Consider the following 21646-nt stretch of genomic DNA (forward strand, 5'->3'; position numbering starts at 1 on the left):
GATGAACAAAAAGAACACTCATGGACTGTAGAGTGCTCCTTCTTTAGATACTGTTAAGTATTCAACAACTTCTGTGCATCATATTCAGCCATCGCATTTTTAAGAGCGGTTAAATCCGAATCACACAAGTGCTGCCTCAATGATTCAAATTTTTCTGGCGGCCAGTCGTATATCTTCATTGAGATTAGCTCTTCGATAACAGTCTTCTCGAAGCGGTGTTTGACCACTTTTGCTGGGGAGCCAGCCACAATACTGTAAGGTTCCACATCTTTGGTTACTACACTGTTCGCAGCCACAACCGCCCCTTCTCCAATGGTCACGCCCGGCATGATCATGGCACGCATCCCTAGCCAAACCCCATCTTTGATATGGGTATCGCCTTTGCCGATGTAGGCGTCTTCGATCACATCCATAAATGGATACAAAGAGAACCAATCAACTCGGTGGGTGTGATTGCCGCCCATTAGGATCACGACCTCTGCACCAATGCAGACGTAATCGCCGATGTAGAGCTCATCAATTTCCCAGCGAGGCTCCCACTGACGGCTGATCTCGTCACCATGCAGGTAACGCACGACTGAACGCTCAAACCCGTTATCCCAGCAATCGCTGTAATAACTGTGTTGACCCTTGATGTGAATGTTGGGGTTAGTAACAACCTCATGAAGCAATTCGAATTTAGACCAATGCTTATTTTGCATTTCTACCTCTGATTAACTTATTCGTTTTATTCGTTTTATTCGTTTAAATATCAAAACATTCGACGTTGCAGATCTGAGGTGCACAAGCTAACGTCCCAATAAACACAGCTTCTATTGAGTTAAATAGTAAGTATCACGCTTAAATCATAGCAATGTCGCTAAAACTAAAGAGGCGTCAGTGGATTCGAGGTTGCTTTAAGAGGGGAAGTAATTTCACAGTATGCTCAGAATAACTCGATTGGAAAATTTACGTGTGGATTGTATCCCTTAGTACGCACCAATTTGACAGAGAAATGTGATTAATAAGGTTTCAAATATAAGTTCGTAGAACACAGGGCAAGTCTGAACCTGTGGTATTAAACAGGAGCAGACTCGGTTATATTTTTAGATATAGGTTCAACGACTACATGCGCGCAAGCTGTACTTTTCTATCTTTGTTTACCACACAGAAGTTACCGCGCTTAGTGCGACACTTAGAACATCTTTCACACTCAACAGGGCTTCGGTCGCCCTCTTTCCAGCGTTTCACTAGATGCGGCTCCGATAACAAAGGGCGTGAAAGTGCGAAGTACTCTATGCCCGTGTTGTTTGCGATCGCTTCAATGGCATCAAAATCCGTTAAGCCGCCTACCGTGATTACTGGAATATCGATATCCTGGCTAATTGCATGGCCGTATTCATGGAAGTAACCTTCAGCTTGAATGGTAAAGCCATCGTGTGACTCGCCAATCATGGTGTCTGCTTTGCCATGAATGTTGCCAGAAACGACAATGCCATCAACGCCTACTTCTTCTAGCTTTTTACACACCAAACGCGTTTCATCGAAGGTCACACCGCCCTCGAAAAACTCAGAAGCGGTCAGCTTAACCAAGATAGGGAAATCGTCACCCACCAACTTGCGTGTTGCCGTGTAGATCTCAAGCAAGAATCTCATGCAATTTTCTAAGCTACCGCCGTATTCATCTTCACGTTGATTGTAATAAGGGCTTAAGAACTGGTTGATCAAGTAGGTGTGTGCCGCATGAATCTCAACACCATCAAAACCCGATTGGTTCGCTCTTAGTGACGCTTTGGCAAACGCATCAACGATGTAATCAATTTCCTTTTTGGTCATTGCTTTACCCAGTGTTTGAGTCCCTTTTTCAGGAACCTCACTCGGTGCGTAGATCACTCGTTCGCCAAGATCATGCGTGGTTTTGGTGCCGCCATAAGCCAATTGCATCACGATTTTAGAATCGTTGTCATGGGCCAGTTGAGTCAGCTTTTTGTACTCATCGATAAACGAGTCGTTATACATACCCATCATGCCAGCATTCGGCTTTTCTTCTTCAACGATGTTTGCGTAACCCGTCACGATCAAGCCAACCTCGCCTTGAGCCAACTCTTCATAGATAGCGTAAAGTTTATCTGTCATATGACCATCTTCAGTCGCCATATTTTCCCACGTTGCACTTCTCATAAAACGGTTTTTCAGTGTCATGGTACCAATGCGGGTTTCTGTAAACAAAATACTCAAATCTATTCCTCATTCAATCGTGTTACGCAATTGCCCCATCTAACGTGAGGCTGATTGACGCGGATACTACAGAGATCATGACAGGCAAAACTTAATCTAGATTAAGAGAACAGCACTCTCATATAAGAAACAGGCAGCATTTGATTAGAATGGAAGGTAATTGAGGACAGAAAACAAAAAGGCCGTTCAGTTAGACTAAACGGCCTTGCAAATTTATAGCTAGATGGAAATACCTCAAGACAGCGCTATCATGATTTAGCCATACTGAACTGTAGGATCAATACATTGATAAACTTGTCCGATACTCGCGTCATTCGCCAATACAGTTTCGATTAAGCGAGCCACTTCTTGTCGGTAAATCACGCCATGCACTTCCACTTGTTGGGAAAGCTCACCGTTGCCAGTCTCCTTGCCATCCAACAAGCCACCCGGACGTAAGATGGTGTAATCCAAAGCACTAGAGGCTATCCAAGCTTCTGCCAACGACTTTTCACGAACCGCAGCGCCAAACCCTTTTCTAGAACGCTCCGACAAATACTGCCAAGAGTCACCACAACCCAACGACGTTACCAGCACAAATCGAGCAATGCCATTGGCTTCAAGCGCATCAGTCAAATGCCGGTGTCCAATGTAATCAACGGGAGTGTCAGCTCTGAAGCTACCCATGCTAGAAACAATGAGTGCTGATTTAGGTAACTGAGCGACCACAGATTCAACTTGTTCTTGATCGGTAGCATCACAGCGAAGTGTGGTCACACCAAGTTCAGCCAAGCGCGTGTTTTTCTCTGGGTTTCTCGCAACCGCTATAACTTGATAACCTTGTTTGTGAAAATGCTCAACTATTGCAGCACCCAGTCCACTTCCTGCTCCCCATACAACGACCGTACTCATAAAAAACCTCATAATATTCATGTTGTAGTGATACTAACCGGACAATTTAAACCGTTCCTTTATCAAGATCAACAAATGAGAATAAGTCTCAATATTATTTTAATTTTTTGCTAGATCTCACTAATCCTCTCAAAAGCACGACCACGTATCATAATTAAACATTGGTTAATTGAATTGCCCCAACATGTCTACTAAAGTAATTTTAATACAATGACTTAGTCTCGGTGGTTATGAAAAAAGAACGCATTCAATATTCTTTCGACGTGTGGTTATTTATTCCTGATGAAGACAAACTCATCATGAACGAAGAAGACGTGATTATCGACAACCGTTTGTCCAAACTACTGGACTTTTTTTGTCAGAATCCGAACATTGTGTTCTCGCGAGATGAGTTGATTAATGAGGTTTGGAACGGGTCGATCTTAACGGATCAAGTGATCACTCAAGCGATTTTCGAATTACGTAAAACATTGAAATCTGCCGAGCGACACTCGATGGGTTATATCATCACGGTACCCAAGCGAGGATATAAGCTAGATGTTGAGGTTCAGAAAACTATTTTGATTCACCCTTCAATGGTGACCAAGACCTTGCCGGTTTCCGATGTATATGAAAATACTGAACAACCTGAATCTGCATCTACTTCCGACTCCTCAATAAAGACGCAACAAGACTCACCTCAACCAATAAATGGGGCAGCGGTCATTGTTGACCAACCCATAAATCACGATGAGGTTGAAGATTCAAAAGCACCTCATGAACAGGTGCCTCAAGCTCATACACAACACCAAACTGAAACCCACCGAACTCACGACAAAAAAAATCATCGCGACAATACACAAAATAACCAAACACCGCTTTCCAATATCCACCCTAATCGGGATGAAGCATCAAGCAAAACGCGCGATTCTAATGATCTAACAAATGGACCAGATCAGCCCTCTGCCAACTATGCAAAAAGTACAGCAACAAGGAACGACACCACTACAAAGCCAGAAAGAACGCAGAGAAAACCCTATCGCTTGGCCATCGTGGTAAGCGCTATTGTCATCGCCATTGGTGTGTTTTGGTGGAGTTCACAGTCATCGACTTCTTCCTCATATACCGCTTCATCTTCCGACAATAACGCAAACTCATCCATTGATGGCATGACTGATCTCTTTGATTCTGAAAGCCGCTCTTCGGAGACGACTGACAAGGCAAATCAAGTAACGAATAACCAAGTTCTTGAAAACCACAAAGCACACGCTTCGGTTCATTACTTGTCGCTTGAACCACGCTATATCTACGTCAGAATTGATGAAAGTTTGAAAAATGATGCCTTTAAACGCGGCATCGTTCATAAATTAATGAGCTACCTTACGACCTATCGTGACTTTCGCATCGTGGTGGACGAAACCTTAGTGCCAAACTCCGCAAACGTGGTCAGCTTTAAAAGCAAAGTTGATGGCGACAGAGAGTATCTGGATATTACCTATTTCAACCGTATCTCCAACTTCAAGCATTTAGGGCGTGATTATCTGATTGATGCCTCTTCACTGCACACCACTATGCGTAACATGCTCGACGATTTATTGGACTCATTTAATATCGACATCCAAAAATCCATTTTAAGACAACAAATTTCTGAGTTACCTAAACAAGAAGAGTCGCTACAACTGACTCTCGAATCTCTTGGTTTGACCTTCATGACTCTGGATAGAACAGATACCTTAAAGAAGATCATCGAAGCCAACGAGCTTGAGCCTGATAATCACTTTCTAATGTCGAGTCGTTATTTGTATGAACTTGCCGACATATTTCTATTGAAGTCTTCACAAAAAGAAAAACTGGTTCAAAAACTTAACGACCGGTTCGGCAAGAAGCTTCTTTTAGCAGAGAACAGTCCAACCTCTTATCGAGTATACGATGCACTCGCCGCCTACTCGCTAACACAAGATAACCCCAGTGAAGCTGAGAGGTATATGACCTTAATACCGAGAAACGATTACAACGTCATGTCGATGATTATCTTAGCTAAATTAGAAGAGTCAAAAGGCAACCCTGCTGCTGCTGAAGAGTTCTATTATGAAACCATTTTAGAGTCTGGCTATCCGGTTGTTTTGAAAATTGCACAAACCTTGTTCTTTAACAGCAATATCTCTGAAATTGAATCTAAACTCGAAATAGTTGATTAGGAGAAGCACCACCGAACGCAGTGCTTTTGTGCATTGGCTATATTGATTGGCTAACTAATGCCTCCTACAAGGCGTTGGTTAGCAAAATACCGACGCCAATTCGCTCGCTATTGTAGTCATAGTCAATCAAGCTTTCCCCATAACCTTTGTAGTACTGAACATACCCTTTAAGCCGCCCATACAGAGGAAAACTCATTGAGGTTTGAACGCCCCCGTACCCCGTATTAACGTTATAATGCCCAACCATTGATAGTTCGGTATCGTCCCACTTATACACACCCGACAACTCGCCATGTCCCATATAATCTTCGATGTCTGGGTTGTCGTCACTGCTGCTTGATTCTGGTATGCGGTACCAAGGCTGAAAGTACACTGCGAAGGCATCTTCCATATAACCTACCCCAGCATAAACACGATTCCAGCTGCGGCTAAGTTCTTCAGTTCTGCCATTCGATTCATGCTCAAGCCCAAAACGAGAAAACCAAACACCATTAGTTGACTCAATACCTAACGGAGTTTCATAAAAAATCTCAGGACGATAGTTTGTCTCTCTAAACGGTGCCGATATATCTGAAGAATACGCTTGCCAGAATGATTTGATAGTGAAACCAAAGTAGATTTTATCTTCTTGATTAAACACTCCCTTATCAGCCAAAGGTACTTTCATACTCAATTGAAGTTTCACTTCTTCGTCACTAAGATCGTCCGCTTTACCTCCAAACCGATCGCTGCTATATGGCTCAGTATTGACGTTCGTCATGTGGGTAACAGGCAAAATGTAGTTCAAGCGATAAGGCGTTATGACAAAAGGGTTGTCCTCTGTTGTGTATTCCAGCTTTAACCGAGAAACTTTCTGTTCCGGTGAACGAGTAGCTGTTTTGTCTACATCTTCCTGACTTTTCGCACTAACATCGACCTCTGAACTGAACGACGTACACTGCTGTTTCAACCACTCAATATTTTGCTGATTTGTCGCTTTTGTAAGCGAATCTAAAATACATTGTTGGTAGTCGTTCTCCTCCGCATGAGCCTGAACACTGACACAACAAGCTAGCATGAGTGAGCTCAACTTCAGATATGAGGTGCTACTACTCGGCTTATCTTGTCGACTACTCATCTCGCTTGCCTTGGTTTTTATTTAAGTAAGCAACTTCAAAAGCAAAGTCGACAGCTTGCTTGGTAATTTGCTCGATGTTCTTACCTAGCATCTCGATTGTGATCTCTGATTTATCATTTTCGAGAACACCATTGTTATTAACCACGAATATACGACGACCAATAAGTTCAGACGACTCATGAACCTTCAAGTCAACGCTAGCAATTATGCGTATGGAGCGATCTCTCGTTCCCGCAGCATATTTTATTGCACCAATCACTGTCCCAACAGGAATGACTTCTGTAAGACGTAAATCCTCTGGGATGTCTTCAATCCCATACAGCATGATGCTGATGTCTAACTCATTATTTTCCAAAATTTGGTTCTTATAGCCCTGAAGTTTCTCAGCCAGCTTTTTATCCACCTGCTTCGCAATTTCCGCTTTAAACTGAGACTGAACTTGCTGAGATACTTGTTTATCTACCCCTGTCTTTTTGATTCCGACCGTTTCGAACTTAAATTCATTAAAATGCATGGATGTACTGTCCTTAGCTATCCAAGACATCCCCGCCATGTCGTCATCAAACTGGCTATCAACAAAGTAATGATCTGAGTCGACGCTTTTGATTTCTTCTTTATTCGGTACCGAGCTAGCACAGCCAACCGTGAACAACGCAAGTAGTGGGTATAAGTAATGTAGTTTCATGTGAACCTCTAATTTCCTGAATTTTGAGTGCACGAATCCCTAAGCGGTCAGGCTCATAAATTGGGATTCGTGACGATTAAGTTTTCGTGTTAGTGGATTGTTTTACTGATTAGCTTTTCGTGATATCTAAATTTTCACGCTGACTAAGCATCTTGTTCCTGTCCTGTATGGTCGGCTGCTAAGTAGGTGTAAACGGTTGGTACCACAAACAACGTAAACAGCGTGCCGATTGACATACCAACAGTAATCACCAAGCCAATCGAGAATCGACTTTGAGCCCCTGCACCACTTGCTATCAGCAGCGGCACAACACCCACGACCATGGCTGCAGTTGTCATCAATACAGGCCGCATTCGCACTGTGGCTGAACGGATTGCCGCCTCACGACGACTGCACTTCAATTCTTGTTGAATCTGATTTGCAAACTCAACAATCAAGATTCCGTGTTTACTGATGAGTCCGATTAAGGTCACCAATCCAACTTCGGTGTAGATGTTGAGCGTATCAATGCCCAAATACAGTGGCATTAAGGCACCAAAGATCGACAGCGGCACACTGGTGAGTACCACCATCGGATCGCGTAAGCTTTCGAACTGCGCTGCCAAAACTAAGTAGATAATCACCAAGGCTAAGAAGAACGTCGTTACTAATGATGACCCTTCTTGCAAGAACTGACGTAGCTGCCCAGAAGTATCCGTGCTGTAAGACTTAGGTAATATCTGCGCAGCGCCCTCTTCCATCACTTGGTAAGCTTCACCAATACTGATCCCCGGCACCATTTTCGCTTCAATCATGGCGCTGTTTAGCTGTTGGAACTGATCCACTTTCGAAGGCTGTACCGACTGGCTAATCTCGATTAAAGACGCTAGTGGAACCATTTCGCCTGTATTCGAGCGTACGTGGTAATTCTTCAAATCATCCCAAGAGTTACGGTTCTCGTTCGGTACTTGCGTGATAACCTGATAGCTGCGTTGATCCATCGAGAAGTAGTTCACGAAGCCTTCACTAATAAAGCGAGACAGCACGGTACCGATGTCCTGAGCACTCACATTCATTTGCGCCGCTTTATCACGGTCAATTTTGATCTCAACTTGTGGTTTATTGAAGTTAAGATCGCTCTGCACGTAGATAAACTTACCGCTCTTCTGTGCATACTCTTTTAGTTGTTCAGCGTACTGATAAAGATCCTGATACGAGCCAGTTGGCGTCTTCAATACCATTTGGAATGGCAAGCCTTGTGGTGTGCCTGGTAAGTCTGGTGGTGAGAAAGTATACACCTGCAAACCTGGTAAGACCGAACTCTCTTTTTGGAAGCGCTGCATCACCTCTTTTGCCGTTGCTTCGCGAGAGTCCCAATCTTTCAATACGCCTAAACCAAAGAACGCATTGTTGTGCATGTAACCGTTGTCTAGCATGGTCATTTCCACTTCATCGTTCTTTCCGATGGCGTCGATGAGAGCCGGAGTAAAGTGACGAATATAATCCGTATTGGCTTGAGCAGGACCTTGCCCCATAACAATCATTACGCCCTGATCTTCTTCAGGTGCCAGCTCAGAAGCGGTATTCATAAACATAAACACCAAGCTGATCAGCAATGTTCCGACCACTGGCCAGATATAAACTCGGTTATTAAGCACATGCTCAAGTACCTTTCGGTAACGCTCTGTTACACCAGCAATAACAACATCAATTTTCTTAACCAGTTTTCCATCCAATACCGACTTGTTGAGCAGCTTTGAACACATCATCGGCGTCAGTGTAAGTGCGATAAAACCTGAAATCAGAACAGAGCCCGCCAAGGTGAAAGCAAACTCGGTAAACAACTTACCGGTCAAACCGCCCATGAAACCGATTGGTGCATACACCGCGGCTAAAGTGATGGTCATCGCAATAACAGAACCTGCGATTTCACGCGCACTGTCGATCGCAGCTTTGATTGGGCTGGTGCCATCTTCTAGGTGACGGAAGGTGTTCTCCACCACCACAATCGCATCATCAACCACCAAAGAGATCGCAAGAACCATCGCCAATAACGTCAACAGGTTAATACTGAAACCCATGCTCAACATGAAAAACATCGAGCCAATTAGAGACAACGGAATCGTCACTAACGGTATTAACATCGCACGCATAGAACCGAGGAACGCAAAGATAACGATCACAACAATCAGAGCCGCTTCCATCAGCGTTTTTGCTACTTCATCAATCGATGTCTCAATGAACTTGGTCGAGTCATACACTACATCTGCTTTCATACCATCTGGTAAGCCAGCTTCAATCTGAGGTAATACTTTGTAAATACCTTCAACCACGGTCAGAGGGTTAGACGTTGCAGTATTGCTTATCGCAGTAGCAACCGTCGTCACACCATTAAACTCAACGTCTGAGTCATAAGTCGCCGCGCCTAGTTCCACGGTGGCAACGTCTTTCAAATGCACCAGTTGTCCGTCATGCGCTTTGAGCGACATGTTTTTAAAGTCTTCTACAGAGCTAGAATCGGTATGAGCATTGATATCGACTTCGATATAAGGGTTTTGTAATTTACCCGCGGCGCTAACGATGTTGTTTGCTCGCAACGCGTTTTGTACATCAGTAGCGGTCAAACCATAAGACGCCAACTTTTGAGGTTTTAGCCAGATACGCATCGCGAAATCTTGTTGGCCCAACATATCGACTTTAGATACACCCTCTACGGTTGAGAAGGTCGGCTTCACCACTCGGCTGACATAGTCTGACACCTGCTCTGTTTTCAGCGTATCACTTGAGAAAGAGACATATAAAATTGGCGATTGAGATGTCGATTTAAGAATGCTCGGATCCAATACCCCAGAAGGCAGCTTGTATTTCACTTGCTGCACCAGAGACAAAATCTCTGTCAGCGCGCCGTCTGATGGGTAACCCAGTTTCAAGTACACTGTAATGACCGATTTACCCAAGGCACTGTCTGATGTCATGTAGTCAATGCCCGCAGTTTGGGCGATTTCAGCCTGCAACGGCTGGGTAACATAACCTTGCACGCTCGATGCACTAGCACCGGGATAGCTGGTGGTAACGGTAATCACACCCGTTTCAATTTCTGGGTATTGGCGCACTTGCAGCGAGGTAAAGGCCTTTAGACCTAACACCAACAACACAAGGCTTAATACCGTCGCCAAAACCGGACGTTTGATAAATACATCAGTAAATGTCATGGGAGTATCCTATTTACTTGGCTTAGTATTGGTAACAAGAGGTCGTTGATTGTTCACTAAAACCAGACCGCCGTTTTTAAGCTGATGTTGATTCGATGTCACCACCACGTCGCCCTCCTTTAAACCAGAAATAACACCCACATAACCCCCCTGTTTCGGGCCAATTTCAACAGTACGTTGCACCACTTTGTATTCATAAAATGGTGTATCTGCTTTCTCTGAACCTTGGCTGCTTGAATCTTTGTCGTCAGAGCTTGCGCTGCCAGAATTCGTACTCACTTGTTTTGTTGATGTATCAAGAACAAATACAGTATCGCCAGACAAGGTGTAGCTGATCGCGACTGAAGGCACACTGATCACCGAAGTTGAATCTGAAGTGGTCAGCGTGGCATCCACATACATTCCCGATTCCAACGGAACAGGTTGAGTCGTTACCGCGCGCAATTCGATATTGTGAGTATTGGCATCTGAGCTTGGTTCAATCGCCGTAATCGTTGCGTGATACTCAGCATCGTTAGCTGCGTCAGATTCAAACTTGAGATCCTGCCCCACTTTCACACTGTGAAGATAAAGCTCAGAAATAGAAAAATCGACATACTGTTGAGAGCTATCTTCAAGGTCAACAATCGCTGTGCTTGAGTTAATAAAGTCACCCACGTCAACATTTCTAATTCCAACATTGCCAGAGAAAGGCGCTTTAACTTTCATGTATTCAACCTGAGTAGAGATGTACTCGAGTTTCGCAGATTCAGCATTAAATTGAGCTGCAAGTTTATCTACCGAATTCTGAGAGACGCTATTATTTTTAAGTAGCTTTTTATTTCTTTTCAATTCCGTTCTTGCTAATTCAACTTTCGCTAACTGGCTTTTATGATTAGCTTTTAATAAAGCGTCATCTAATTTAATGAGAACATCATCTTTATTGACAAATTGACCCGATTTAAAAAGCACATCTTTTATTTGTCCTGACATTTGGCTTGTCAGATTTATCGATTGGTTTGCATGAATGTTACCTATCACTTGCAAAGTCTCATTCCAAACTTCTTTATTTACTAATTCTGTTGTTACAGATGTCGCTGGTAATTTAAAACTTGCTACCTTTTCTTTTATTATTTCGCTTTTCACATAATGAAAGCCAAATACAAAAGACAATAATATAAATAGAGCTGACCCGACAATTACGCCTTTATACTTACTCATGTGTTCACCTTGTGTTTAAAGTCCGGCTATTCTATCTATCGACACCGTCAATAAATCAAACTCATATAACATCGAAGTAAAGCTATATAAAATAAAAATAAAACCAACAGATACAAGAAGTTGCTAAGTCTTTATCAAGTAAAAGTCATTTTATCCCTTTATGTCGATTTTATTTGAACATGATTTATATTCCCACTCGATAGATATAATCCTCATCGTTCCTTAAACAACTAACTGAGATTAATATGTCTAATCAAGAACACCACACGAAAGTCGCTATTAAAGAAAAAATGAAACGTGTATATGGTGAAGAAGTCGACCATAAACATAACAAGGATCATCTAGAATATAGAGCGCATCAGCCTTCTCATTCAGGCCAGCCACATGGCGGAGAACCTGAAGGTCATAAGCATTTAGTTAATCACCATCCAGATGGTCATCATAATAAGCATCACAAAGATAAAACCCGTGACCATAAAAAGGCTTCACGATTACACCATAAGAAACACAACTCTTAGGTTGAATAACTACAGATAACGAAAACACTCTGTAATTTAACATCAACATATTATTAATTATGAAATATAAAAACTATTTCATTAAAGGTTTATCATGTCATTTATTATTGAACAATTAAGAGACTATCCGTTTATAGCTCTATTCCTATCATTAGGATTTGGTTACTTAATCGGTAAAATTAAAATCGGTAAGTTTGAATTAGGTGGAATCGCAGGTTCACTTTTGGTTGCAGTAGGGCTTGGTCAAATCGGCGGAATCGCGATTTCCAACGAAGTAAAAAGCATCTTCTTTGCGTTATTTATATTCGTGGTAGGTTACAACGGCGGACCGCAGTTTTTCTCATCATTCCGCCTTTCATCATTAACACGCTTATTCGCTTCATTCGTGATGACGTTTGTAGGATTGGTAACGGTTGTGTTGCTCTCTAAATGGGCAGGACTAGACAAAGGTTTAGCGGCAGGTCTTGCGGCGGGTGGTTTAACACAATCAGCAATCATTGGTACTGCAGGTAACGCTATTGATCAGCTCAACCTCGCGCCCGATGTAACTTCAACACTCAAAACAAATGTAGCTGTAGGTTACTCGATCACATACATCTTCGGCTCTCTTGGCCCTATCTTGATGATGTCACTCATCCCTATGGTAATGGGCTGGAACATCACTAAAGAAGCGAAAAAGCTCGCAGAAAAAATGGGCTCTGGTAGCAAGCAACTCAATGAAGGCGAGTTCTCGGCATTAAACCGTGTGTCTTCTCGCGCTTATCAGGTCACGGCAAATTCGATGTTCGTGGGTAAAAGCGTTGTTGAACTAGAAGAAGCGTTCGATTCTGACCTAACGATTGAAGCCATCTACCGCCCATATGAAAATTCAGATTCAACGTTAGACATAACAAAGAACCCTATTTTAGCTGCCGACGACAAAGTCTACCTGACAGGCCTCACGCAAACCTTTCCAAAAGTGACCTCTCTTGGTATCGAGCTTGGCGAATTTAGCGAAGAAACCAATGTTGTTCATACGCAGAAGAAAGTCGTACTCACTAACAAAAAGTTAGCGGGTATCACGCTACGCAAGCTTCATGATGAAACCAACGCACGCATTCGTCGTGGTGTTTACATTACTCAACTGTCACGTATGGGCCATGACATTTCAACATTACCAGAGACCGAACTGCACCTAGGCGACGAAATCACACTCGTCGGCCAGAAAGACGATCTTGCCAAAGTCGAGAAGAAAATTGGCTATAACAGCCCACTTCCAAGTGTGACTGATTTTGTAACCATGTCCTTCGGTATGGTGTTGGGTTATCTGATCGGTGAAATTGGTTTTACGATTGGCGGCTCCCACATCGCACTGGGCTCTGGTTTAGGCTGCTTGGTCTCTGGGCTTTTGGTTGGCTACTTAAGAATGCGCACACCACGCATGGGCAGCATTAACCATGGCGCAGCTAATTTCATGCAAACCTTTGGCCTTGCTGTGTTCGTTGCCGTTGTTGGTATCAACGCTGGCGCTCCAGCACTGACTGCAATCAAAGAGAATGGCGTAACCCTGCTGCTACTTGGTGTGTTAGTAACACTTATTCCTCAGATACTTACGTTCCTATTCAACTACTACGTGCTGAAAATTAAGAACCCAGTAGAAGCCCTAGCTGTTGTCGCAGGTAGCCGCAGCGCTAACCCAGCATTCGCGTCGCTTCTAGAAAAAACACAGAACAGCACACCTGTACCGAGTTTCACCATGACTTACGCGGTTGCCAATATTTTCCTCACTTTATGGGGGCCAATTATCGTCAACCTAATTACCAAAATTTCTTAGAACAACCGCTCGTTGAAGAGAACAACCGCTTGTTCAAGAGCACACCTCTTGAACAAGAACCAAACACTTAATCAACGCATTATCAAATCACAGAATTTAAAGAGAAAAGTCTATGAAACGCACAGATGAACAACGCCTAGAAACACTCAGCCCATTCGAAGTAAAAAATACACTGATCGACCTGGCTCAACATTCACACGAGAAAACAATGATCAATGCTGGTCGCGGCAACCCAAACTGGGTAGCGACAGCGCCACGTGAAGCCTTCTTCCAGTTAGGTATGTTTGCACTGGAAGAGTCGAAAGCGACCTTTTCTGGCTATCAAGGCTTTGGTGGTATGGGTGCAAAAGAGGACATTAGCCTACGTTTCCTCCAATTTTGTGAGAAACACGAAGAACAAGAAGGCGTTCAGTTCCTTATCGAGGCCTTCCAGTTCATTACTGAGCAATATCAGGTAGACAGCGATGAACTAATTTATGAATGGGTTGGCGGTATTTTGGGGAATAACTACCCTGTTCCCGACCGTATGCTTAAGTATTCAGAATTAATCGCTCGCAAATACATAGAGCAAGAAATGGCAGGCCCTCAGCCATTGCCTGCCGGTAAGTTTGACTTGTTCGCTGTTGAAGGTGGTACCGCGGCAATGGTTTATATTTTCAATACCTTGAAGAGTAACCGTTTACTAAACAAAGGCGATACCATTGCGATTGGCGCGCCGATTTTCACGCCTTACATCGAGATGCCAGAGCTTGAAGATTACTCGTTGGACAAAGTGGAAATCATGGCAACGGAAGCGTCGGCGTGGCAGATCCCTGATTCTGAATTAGAGAAGTTAAATGACCCAAGCGTAAAAGCGTTTTTCCTTGTCAACCCAAGCAACCCTGCATCGGTAAGGCTGAGTGATGAAACGCTGTACAAAATTGCAGAGATTGCTAACCGCCGCCCTGAACTCATCCTGCTTACTGATGATGTTTATGGCACCTTTACAGATAACTTCACTTCGTTGGCAATGCTTGCTCCTAAAAACACAATTCTTGTGTACTCATACTCTAAGTACTTTGGTGCGACAGGTTGGCGTTTAGGGGTGATTGGCGTACACGAAGACAACAACTTCGATCGCATGATTCGAGATCTTCCAGAAGACACTCGAAGAACATTAACTCAGCGATACCAAGGCATTGCACTTGAGCCAAGTAAGATTAAATTCATTGATCGCTTGGTGGCAGACAGTCGAGCAGTAGCACTGAACCATACCGCAGGTCTTTCTACTCCGCAGCAAATCCAGATGACAATGTTCTCGTTGTTGTCTCTAATGCAAGGCGGTGAAGAATATAAGCGCTTGGCTAAGCAGATTGTGCGCCGTCGCTACCACACGCTGATGCAGAAGAACTTGACGGCTCCAATCATTGCAGAGGGTGATCAAACCGGCGCATTTTATTACGTAGAGATTGATCTGAAAGAGATTGCTCAATCGATTCACAGCAACGATTTCTTCACATGGTTAGAAGAAACGTATGAACCATTGGATTTCTTGGTTCGCCTTGCGGAAGAACACGGCGTGATTGTGATGCCTGGGGCGGGTTTTGATGCGCCAACGTGGTCTCTGCGTGTGTCTCTAGCGAACCTAGAGGAAGCACAATACGCAAATATCACTCAGGCGATGAATACCGTAATGCAAAGCTACGTAGAGCGTTTCGAGGCAACTTGTTAACGCAATCTCAGCACCGAGTAGGCTCATAGAAAGGCAATAAGTCTAAGTGTAGGTTCACTAACTCAATGAACCTACACTCAGATCTAATTATTTAAGACGATAGTCAGAATAGCTATTTAAACTCATAGGTATAAGATGCGCCAACACTGTTATTTTCACCGAAATCATCCTCAGCAAAAATGGTGAAGAAGTTGAAAGATTGAGCATCACTCAACTTGTAGCTAGCGCCAACCCCCGCCCAATAACCCGAATAGTCATCAGAGCCCATAGAGCCACCGCCAAAACCAATCAGTGACCACTCGTCAGTAATTGTTTTTAGGCCAAACGCACCAATATAACCACCGTGTGTTGAACTCGGCATGAGCACATAATCAGAACCCACATTCTCGTCATCGAATACCGCAACTTCACCATCATTATAGCTGTAGCCAGCCATAGGGAAAATTTGCCAACCGAACGGCTCAATATCGAAATAACTCAGTGGTATAAATGTACCAATACTGTAGTTGTTCTTGTAAGCATCGTTATCATACTCAGAGCGGCTGAAGTTGAAGTTCACGATACCCATCGGCAACAGCCATGAACCACCTACTCGCCACTCTTCACCGTCTGCATTGACACGAGCATTGATCATTCGAGCTTCATCTAGCCCAATAGACCCAGAAAACTGCAAATCTTCGTTATAAGCAACGCCAGCTTTAGTTACGATTTTAGTCGGATCGTCAGGGTGCTTCTCTTCAGCTAAAACACCCGTTGAGCCCAGTATTACCGAAGTAACAATTAATAGATTACGTAATGTCATTAGAAGGTCGCGCTAACACCAATAAAGTGGATACGACCATCGAACGAGCCGTTTAGCAAATTAACATCACTACTAGCAAGATTACGGTTCATATCAACTGAACCTAAATCTGCATATTCATAGAAAACGTCAATTAAGATGTCATCCCAGTAGGTAGATGCACCTACCGAGTAGCGATACTGTTCACCCACTGGCAGATCCACCCACTGCATTGAAGGGTCATCTTGTGGAGAAGTTTCGTAAGAGAAGCCAGCTTTCAGACGCCAATCTGAGTTGAGTTGGTAATCCGCACCTACTGCAAACTTCCATACATCATCCCAATCACGTTCAATTGGGACACCGTTAACTGGACTTCCTGCTATTCCAAAATCAAGAACGGTTGTATCCCATTCACTCCAACGGTGGAACTGAACGCTCGCAAGTAGATCAAGCTGAGAGTTCAAAGCATAACTAGCACTTAAGTCGATAATTTCAGGTAAAGCAATATCAGTTGATAATGAATTCAATGCGCCTTGGTTAATAACGCCATTTACATCATTGTTAAATTCATGCTCTAGCTTAGAGCGGTAACTGGCACCTAATTTGAGTTTATCTGTAGGCGTGAACATTACACCAAGGTTATAACCATAAGCCCAGTCGGTATCTTGCTTAGCAGTAAGCATTGACGTCGTTTGTTGGAATGCAGCCCAACTCAATTGAACGCCTGCGCCTATTGACCACTGATCATTCAGCTTATAACTCAGTGATGGGTTCACTTGCATCGCAGTTAGGGTAATGTCTTCTAGAAGTGCAGCACCCGCCCAATCACTGCCGTAATCTAAGCTTGAGCCACCGACAGCGCCTAACGCAATACCAAGGTGTAATTTATCTGTGACTTGATGGGCATGAAAGGCACCAAATGAAGGAAGAACTGAGTGCCCTTTTCCATCACCGCTAGAATCTTGATTATCTTGATATTTCATCTCAAGGTCGAACGCCATGGTGTTGATGGTCGTTTTGCTTTCGCCCATGTGAGACATGGTGGCAGGGTTCGTCCACATCGCCGCCGCAGATCGGGTGTAAACACCGTCACCAGCGCCAGTAGTACCAGCGTTGGCAACAACGGCCTCTTGTAAAAACAGGCCACTTGCGAATGCATTTAAGCTAGTAAAAATTGCAGTGGCAGCTAGAGAGTAAGTAAAAGTTTTGTTCATCAGGATGCTCATTTAGCCTTAGACATTAAATTGTTCTAAGGTTATCGCAAAGCCCGATAAACAAAGGGAATATCGATTATTCCTGTACAAACGCTACTTAAACTTCCTGGCAACGTATGGCCGTGGTTTGTCTCTATGAATTTCACGTTGAGCAGCAATCGCCCTGTTCTTACCTAGCCCTACCTTTATTTGATACCAAGTCTCATAGAACACAGCCATACCAGGGCTCGACCACCAAGTCTTGTTGTAGAGCTTCTTATTAGCAGCGACAACATCTGGCGACCGATTCGCACACTCAAGTGCCAACGCATAGGCTTCAGCGTAAGGATCTTCGGCAATTTTGGTCACCAAACCATATTCTTTCGCTGTTTCGCAATCGATCACTTTGGCCGTCATCGCCATTTCTAGCGTGTGATCTTTACGCATCAACTCTCGAAATGCGATGGCGCCGCCCATGTCCGGAATCAGCCCCCACTTAGCTTCTAAGATAGAAAAGTTGGCGTCTGGACTGGCTATTCGAAAGTCGCCACCACTGACCAGTTGCAGACCTCCTCCCCAACAACGTCCGTGAATTGCAAAAATAACTGGGCACGGAATATCTCGCCAACCTAATGAAAAACGTTGAGCGGCGTTTGGCAATGTCGGTAGCCATTTAAAAAGAAGCTTCATCGCACCAGACTTGCTAGTCAGCAAAGACTTCACATCAAGCCCTGAACAAAAGTCTGTTCCACTGCCTTTTACGATCACAGCTCGAATCTCGGTGTTCTTCTTCAACTGACTGACCATGTTATTCACCCCTTGAAACATCGCCATATCAATGGCATTGAGCTTATCTGGTCGGTTCAACACAACCGTCGCGATTTGGTTTTCATCGATAGAACAAGTAATACGCTCGAGGTTTGGCATAGTGCTACCTTATCAGTGGTCAGACCTTTAGATTATACATTTTATTAACATATGCCAAACTTGCACATTAAGAAGCGAGATCTGTGTTGCTTAACATCTCCCGCTTACACATACGACATCAATAAAAAAGCAGTGATAGATCGCTCTATTCACTGCTTGTCATTCGTAGCTTTCAACAGCAATAGCTTAGATTGCCAATAGCTTTAAGTTGTTAGCAAAACCTATGTTCTTCGGGATTTCAATAACAAGAAGATGAAGTAGCTGCCACCAATAATAGAAACTAGCGTTCCTGCTGCGAGTTGAGCCGGAAACACCACCACTTGCCCTAGCCAATCTGCAAATAACATCAGTGCTGCACCTATCAAAAACGATAAGATGATTTGTTCACGAACCAAGCGAGCACCCACCATTACCGCAATGTGTGGCGCCAACAAGCCGACAAACGCGACAGGCCCCATCGTTGTTGTCACGACCGAACATAAGATCGCAACAATACACAACAATGCCACGTAGGCGATATTGATATTCAACCCTCTGGCACTCGCGAACTGACGTCCAGTCGCAATTAAGGTCACCCAACGACTCAGTAACAGAGCAACACCAATACAAGCCGTTATCACGATGGTCATAGTCGCTGCTGATTCGGGCTCAACACGGTAGGTCGATCCTGCCAACCAAGCCAATAAGGTGTATTTCCCCTCACCCACTCGCGTTAAAGAGAATTGCACCAGAGCTTCCAAGACTGCGGTCAGCGAAATACCAGTGAGGATCAAAATCGATGGTGCAAACTGATGCTTCTTGCCAAGGAATAGCAGTAAACACAGAGCAATTGCACTGCCTAAAAAAGCAATCCAAGGGCTCAATGAGTGAATCGAATAGCCCATAAACAGGCTACTGAAGATCAATGCCAGAACCGCACCAGCCGACACACCAAGAATGTCAGGGCTTGCGAGCGGGTTGTAGACCAATCTTTGTAAAATCACACCAGCCACCGCCAAGCCGCCACCAGCGAATATCGCAGTTAACATTCTCGGCCAGCGAATCGACCATTCAAATGCGTCTGGGATAACAAAGTAGCCCAAATCAGAAGAAGGCTGTGAGAGCGTGCTTAATGCCAACAACCCGAAGATCATCGTGCCCAACAAGAAGTAAGCCAAAGGCGAAATAGATTTTGGTCCTTTAGGCATCGTGAAAAACAGCTGATCTTGCGCAGATAATTGCTTTCTCGCGATAATGATCAAAGCTGGAGCACCAATCACCGCGGTTGCAGTCCCGGTTGGAATCATATCCAAAGACCATTGAGCCAAAAAGATAGCCAAACTGTCGGTAACACAAAGCAACAGCGCCCCTAACACGCAGCTAGCGATGAGTTCAGGTTTCGCTTTTAAAAAGCCCAAGTGCCTTGCGATATTAGGCGCAATCAAACCGATAAAGCTGATCACGCCCACCGAAGTAATCGACACGGAAACCAACCAAACGCCAATCGCCATGAGTACAAAGAAGGTCGTACCGATGTTAAGACCACGCGCAGCAGCCCCTTCAGTACCAATCGAAAGCAGAGTCAAAACTCTTGGAGCCAACAGGAAAATAGCAAAGATTGGCAGTAACTTAGGCATTAACCAAAATACTTGCTCCCAACCATTCTGTCCTAGATCGCCCGCTCCCCATACGAACAAGTTCTGCGCGTATTGGTCGTTAAGCAAAATAATCGCCGTCGCAAATGCGCCTAGCAGTAAGTTAACTGCCATACCCGCCAAAACAATCGGCAAACCGCTCATATTTTTGATGCCAACAATTGAAACGATAAGCCCCATTGCAAGCAGCGCCCCAACCAGAGCAAACCAAACAGAATATTGAGCGACCAACATCGGTGCGACCACATTCAGAATGACCAAACCAAGCCACGCCCCTGATGATGTCCCGAGTGTAAGCGGAGACATCATGCGATTTTGCGTTAGCTGTTGAAACAGGCTACCGATAGTACCGAGTGTTCCACCAACCAAAATCGCCATCACTAAACGTGGTAAGTTGACATAGATTAACGCCATCAACTCGAATGAATCATCGACCATTTTATTGAATGTAACGATGTCACTGATCTGTGAGACTTGCTGGAACAGCTCACCGATAGGGCCAAATTCAGACTGACCTAACCATAAATGAACAAGGGCGGCGAAAAACAAAGCTGCCCCCATCACTAAACCACTGGATTTCATTACTGCTCCGCTAACGTCAACAACGATTGCGCCATCGCTTCTGCGTTATACAAGATCGACATTGCACCGCCGTAGCTCCAACTTGCCGCTACTGGGCTAAATTGACCATCACGGACGAAAGGCATGCTCTTCCAGACAGGTGAACGATCTAGTTTTTCTTGATATGGGAAAGGTTCAAAATAAAGCGCAATGCCATTCTTTACGTTCTTAAGCTCGGTCATACGTTTTTGACTGATGCCCCACTGACTCGCAGGAAGATCCATCGCATTCTCAAAGCCTAGCTGTTCAAGCGCATATTGCGGAATCGAGTTATCACCGTATATGTAAACCGAAGTAGTGCTCGCAAAACGGAAAGAAGTCACTTTCGGTTTGTCGCCCGGATACGCTTTATCTAATTTAGCCTTAAGAACTGCGATTCGTTCATCCATTGCAGCCAGTTTGCTGTTCGCTTGCTCTTCTTTGCCAAGCAATTGGCCTATCTTCTTGAAGTTCTCGATAGCAGCAGCCGCATTGCTGTGCTGTTCACTGTATGTTTGGTAATAAAGCACGGGCGCAATTTCAGAAAGTCGCTCCTGAAGATCTTTTTGAGGTGAAGCGATAAGAATCACATCAGGGTTGAGCTTCTTAAGCGCGGAAAAGTTAGGTTCAGTTCGAGTACCAATATCGGCTACGCCTTCTGGAATCGCAGGTTGAACAACCCAATCGCTATACCCTGCAATGTCTGGCACCGCAACTGGCGTAACGCCGAGTTCGATCACTTGCTCTGCTATGTCCCAGTTTAACGCGGCAACTCTAACCGGTTGTGCTTCAAGGGTTTTAACACCTTCACTGTCTTCAACTTTATAATCGGCCATCGCATTAAACGATAAAGCACTCGCTAACATCGATAACGCGAGTTTTGTATTCAACTTCTTTGCTTTAGAGAAATGGGAAGCTATTGGTTTTAAGCTCATATCTTTGTCTACTCAATCTAAATTCTATATTTCTTCAAACGACAAAAGCAGCCCAG

The 21646-nt window shown here is 44.1% G+C and carries 16 protein-coding genes; 4 read left to right on the forward strand and 12 right to left on the reverse strand.

The window, feature by feature from the left end:
• Positions 1 to 53: 53 nt before the first annotated feature.
• The 3 genes from IHV80_RS22575 to IHV80_RS22585 form a co-directional block, all read right to left on the reverse strand.
• On the reverse strand, positions 54 to 701 hold the full coding sequence (locus tag IHV80_RS22575) for a CatB-related O-acetyltransferase (RefSeq protein WP_192891051.1): 648 nt from the start codon (positions 699 to 701) through the stop codon (positions 54 to 56).
• Between the two features lie 403 nt (positions 702 to 1104).
• On the reverse strand, positions 1105 to 2160 hold the full coding sequence (locus IHV80_RS22580) for an NADH:flavin oxidoreductase (protein WP_264158490.1): 1056 nt from the start codon (positions 2158 to 2160) through the stop codon (positions 1105 to 1107).
• Positions 2161 to 2472: 312 nt separating this feature from the next.
• Positions 2473 to 3108: an SDR family oxidoreductase gene (locus IHV80_RS22585; protein WP_192891053.1), complete on the reverse strand. Its 636-nt coding sequence runs from the start codon at positions 3106 to 3108 to the stop codon at positions 2473 to 2475.
• 230 nt (positions 3109 to 3338) lie between these two features.
• Here IHV80_RS22585 and IHV80_RS22590 point away from each other — a divergent pair, with 230 nt between their 5' ends.
• On the forward strand, positions 3339 to 5285 hold the full coding sequence (locus IHV80_RS22590) for a winged helix-turn-helix domain-containing protein (RefSeq protein ID WP_192891054.1): 1947 nt from the start codon (positions 3339 to 3341) through the stop codon (positions 5283 to 5285).
• A gap of 64 nt (positions 5286 to 5349) precedes the next feature.
• Here IHV80_RS22590 and IHV80_RS22595 read toward each other — a convergent pair whose 3' ends face one another.
• The 4 genes from IHV80_RS22595 to IHV80_RS22610 form a co-directional block, all read right to left on the reverse strand.
• Positions 5350 to 6402, reverse strand: a complete 1053-nt coding sequence (locus IHV80_RS22595) for a phospholipase A (protein WP_192891055.1) — start codon at positions 6400 to 6402, stop codon at positions 5350 to 5352.
• Complete coding sequence (locus IHV80_RS22600) at positions 6395 to 7087, reverse strand: DUF3313 family protein (RefSeq protein ID WP_086712710.1); 693 nt, start codon at positions 7085 to 7087, stop codon at positions 6395 to 6397. The genes IHV80_RS22595 and IHV80_RS22600 overlap by 8 nt, the downstream gene beginning before the upstream one ends.
• 143 nt (positions 7088 to 7230) lie before the next feature.
• Positions 7231 to 10278, reverse strand: a complete 3048-nt coding sequence (locus IHV80_RS22605) for an efflux RND transporter permease subunit (RefSeq protein ID WP_192891056.1) — start codon at positions 10276 to 10278, stop codon at positions 7231 to 7233.
• Between the two features lie 9 nt (positions 10279 to 10287).
• Entirely contained in the window at positions 10288 to 11478 is a 1191-nt protein-coding gene (locus IHV80_RS22610; protein WP_192891057.1) for an efflux RND transporter periplasmic adaptor subunit, read from the reverse strand.
• A gap of 245 nt (positions 11479 to 11723) precedes the next feature.
• Here IHV80_RS22610 and IHV80_RS22615 point away from each other — a divergent pair, with 245 nt between their 5' ends.
• From IHV80_RS22615 to IHV80_RS22625, 3 genes are all read left to right on the forward strand, one after another.
• Complete coding sequence (locus tag IHV80_RS22615) at positions 11724 to 11996, forward strand: hypothetical protein (RefSeq protein ID WP_192891058.1); 273 nt, start codon at positions 11724 to 11726, stop codon at positions 11994 to 11996.
• Between the two features lie 94 nt (positions 11997 to 12090).
• Positions 12091 to 13809, forward strand: coding sequence for an aspartate-alanine antiporter (gene aspT, locus IHV80_RS22620; protein ID WP_192891059.1), 1719 nt, complete (start codon positions 12091 to 12093; stop codon positions 13807 to 13809).
• Positions 13810 to 13921: 112 nt separating this feature from the next.
• Entirely contained in the window at positions 13922 to 15520 is a 1599-nt protein-coding gene (locus IHV80_RS22625; RefSeq protein WP_192891060.1) for a bifunctional aspartate transaminase/aspartate 4-decarboxylase, read from the forward strand.
• Positions 15521 to 15632: 112 nt separating this feature from the next.
• On the opposite strand, the gene IHV80_RS22630 is transcribed toward IHV80_RS22625, so the two are convergent.
• From IHV80_RS22630 to IHV80_RS22650, 5 genes are all read right to left on the reverse strand, one after another.
• Positions 15633 to 16322: a hypothetical protein gene (locus IHV80_RS22630; protein WP_192891061.1), complete on the reverse strand. Its 690-nt coding sequence runs from the start codon at positions 16320 to 16322 to the stop codon at positions 15633 to 15635.
• Positions 16322 to 17515, reverse strand: coding sequence for an OmpP1/FadL family transporter (locus tag IHV80_RS22635; protein WP_192891062.1), 1194 nt, complete (start codon positions 17513 to 17515; stop codon positions 16322 to 16324). The genes IHV80_RS22630 and IHV80_RS22635 overlap by 1 nt, the downstream gene beginning before the upstream one ends.
• 93 nt (positions 17516 to 17608) lie before the next feature.
• Positions 17609 to 18421 carry a crotonase/enoyl-CoA hydratase family protein gene (locus IHV80_RS22640; protein WP_192891063.1) on the reverse strand — a complete coding sequence of 271 codons (813 nt, stop codon included), beginning with the start codon at positions 18419 to 18421 and terminating at the stop codon, positions 17609 to 17611.
• 221 nt (positions 18422 to 18642) lie between these two features.
• The gene (gene fhuB, locus IHV80_RS22645; protein ID WP_192891064.1) at positions 18643 to 20637 is read right to left on the reverse strand and encodes a Fe(3+)-hydroxamate ABC transporter permease FhuB; all 1995 of its coding nucleotides are present in this window, start codon (positions 20635 to 20637) and stop codon (positions 18643 to 18645) included.
• Complete coding sequence (locus IHV80_RS22650) at positions 20637 to 21590, reverse strand: iron-siderophore ABC transporter substrate-binding protein (RefSeq protein ID WP_192891065.1); 954 nt, start codon at positions 21588 to 21590, stop codon at positions 20637 to 20639. Before IHV80_RS22650 ends, fhuB begins: the two co-directional genes overlap by 1 nt.
• Positions 21591 to 21646: the final 56 nt, after the last annotated feature.

This window comes from Vibrio bathopelagicus (assembly GCF_014879975.1).
In the GTDB taxonomy this organism is placed as follows: Bacteria; Pseudomonadota; Gammaproteobacteria; order Enterobacterales; family Vibrionaceae; genus Vibrio; species Vibrio bathopelagicus.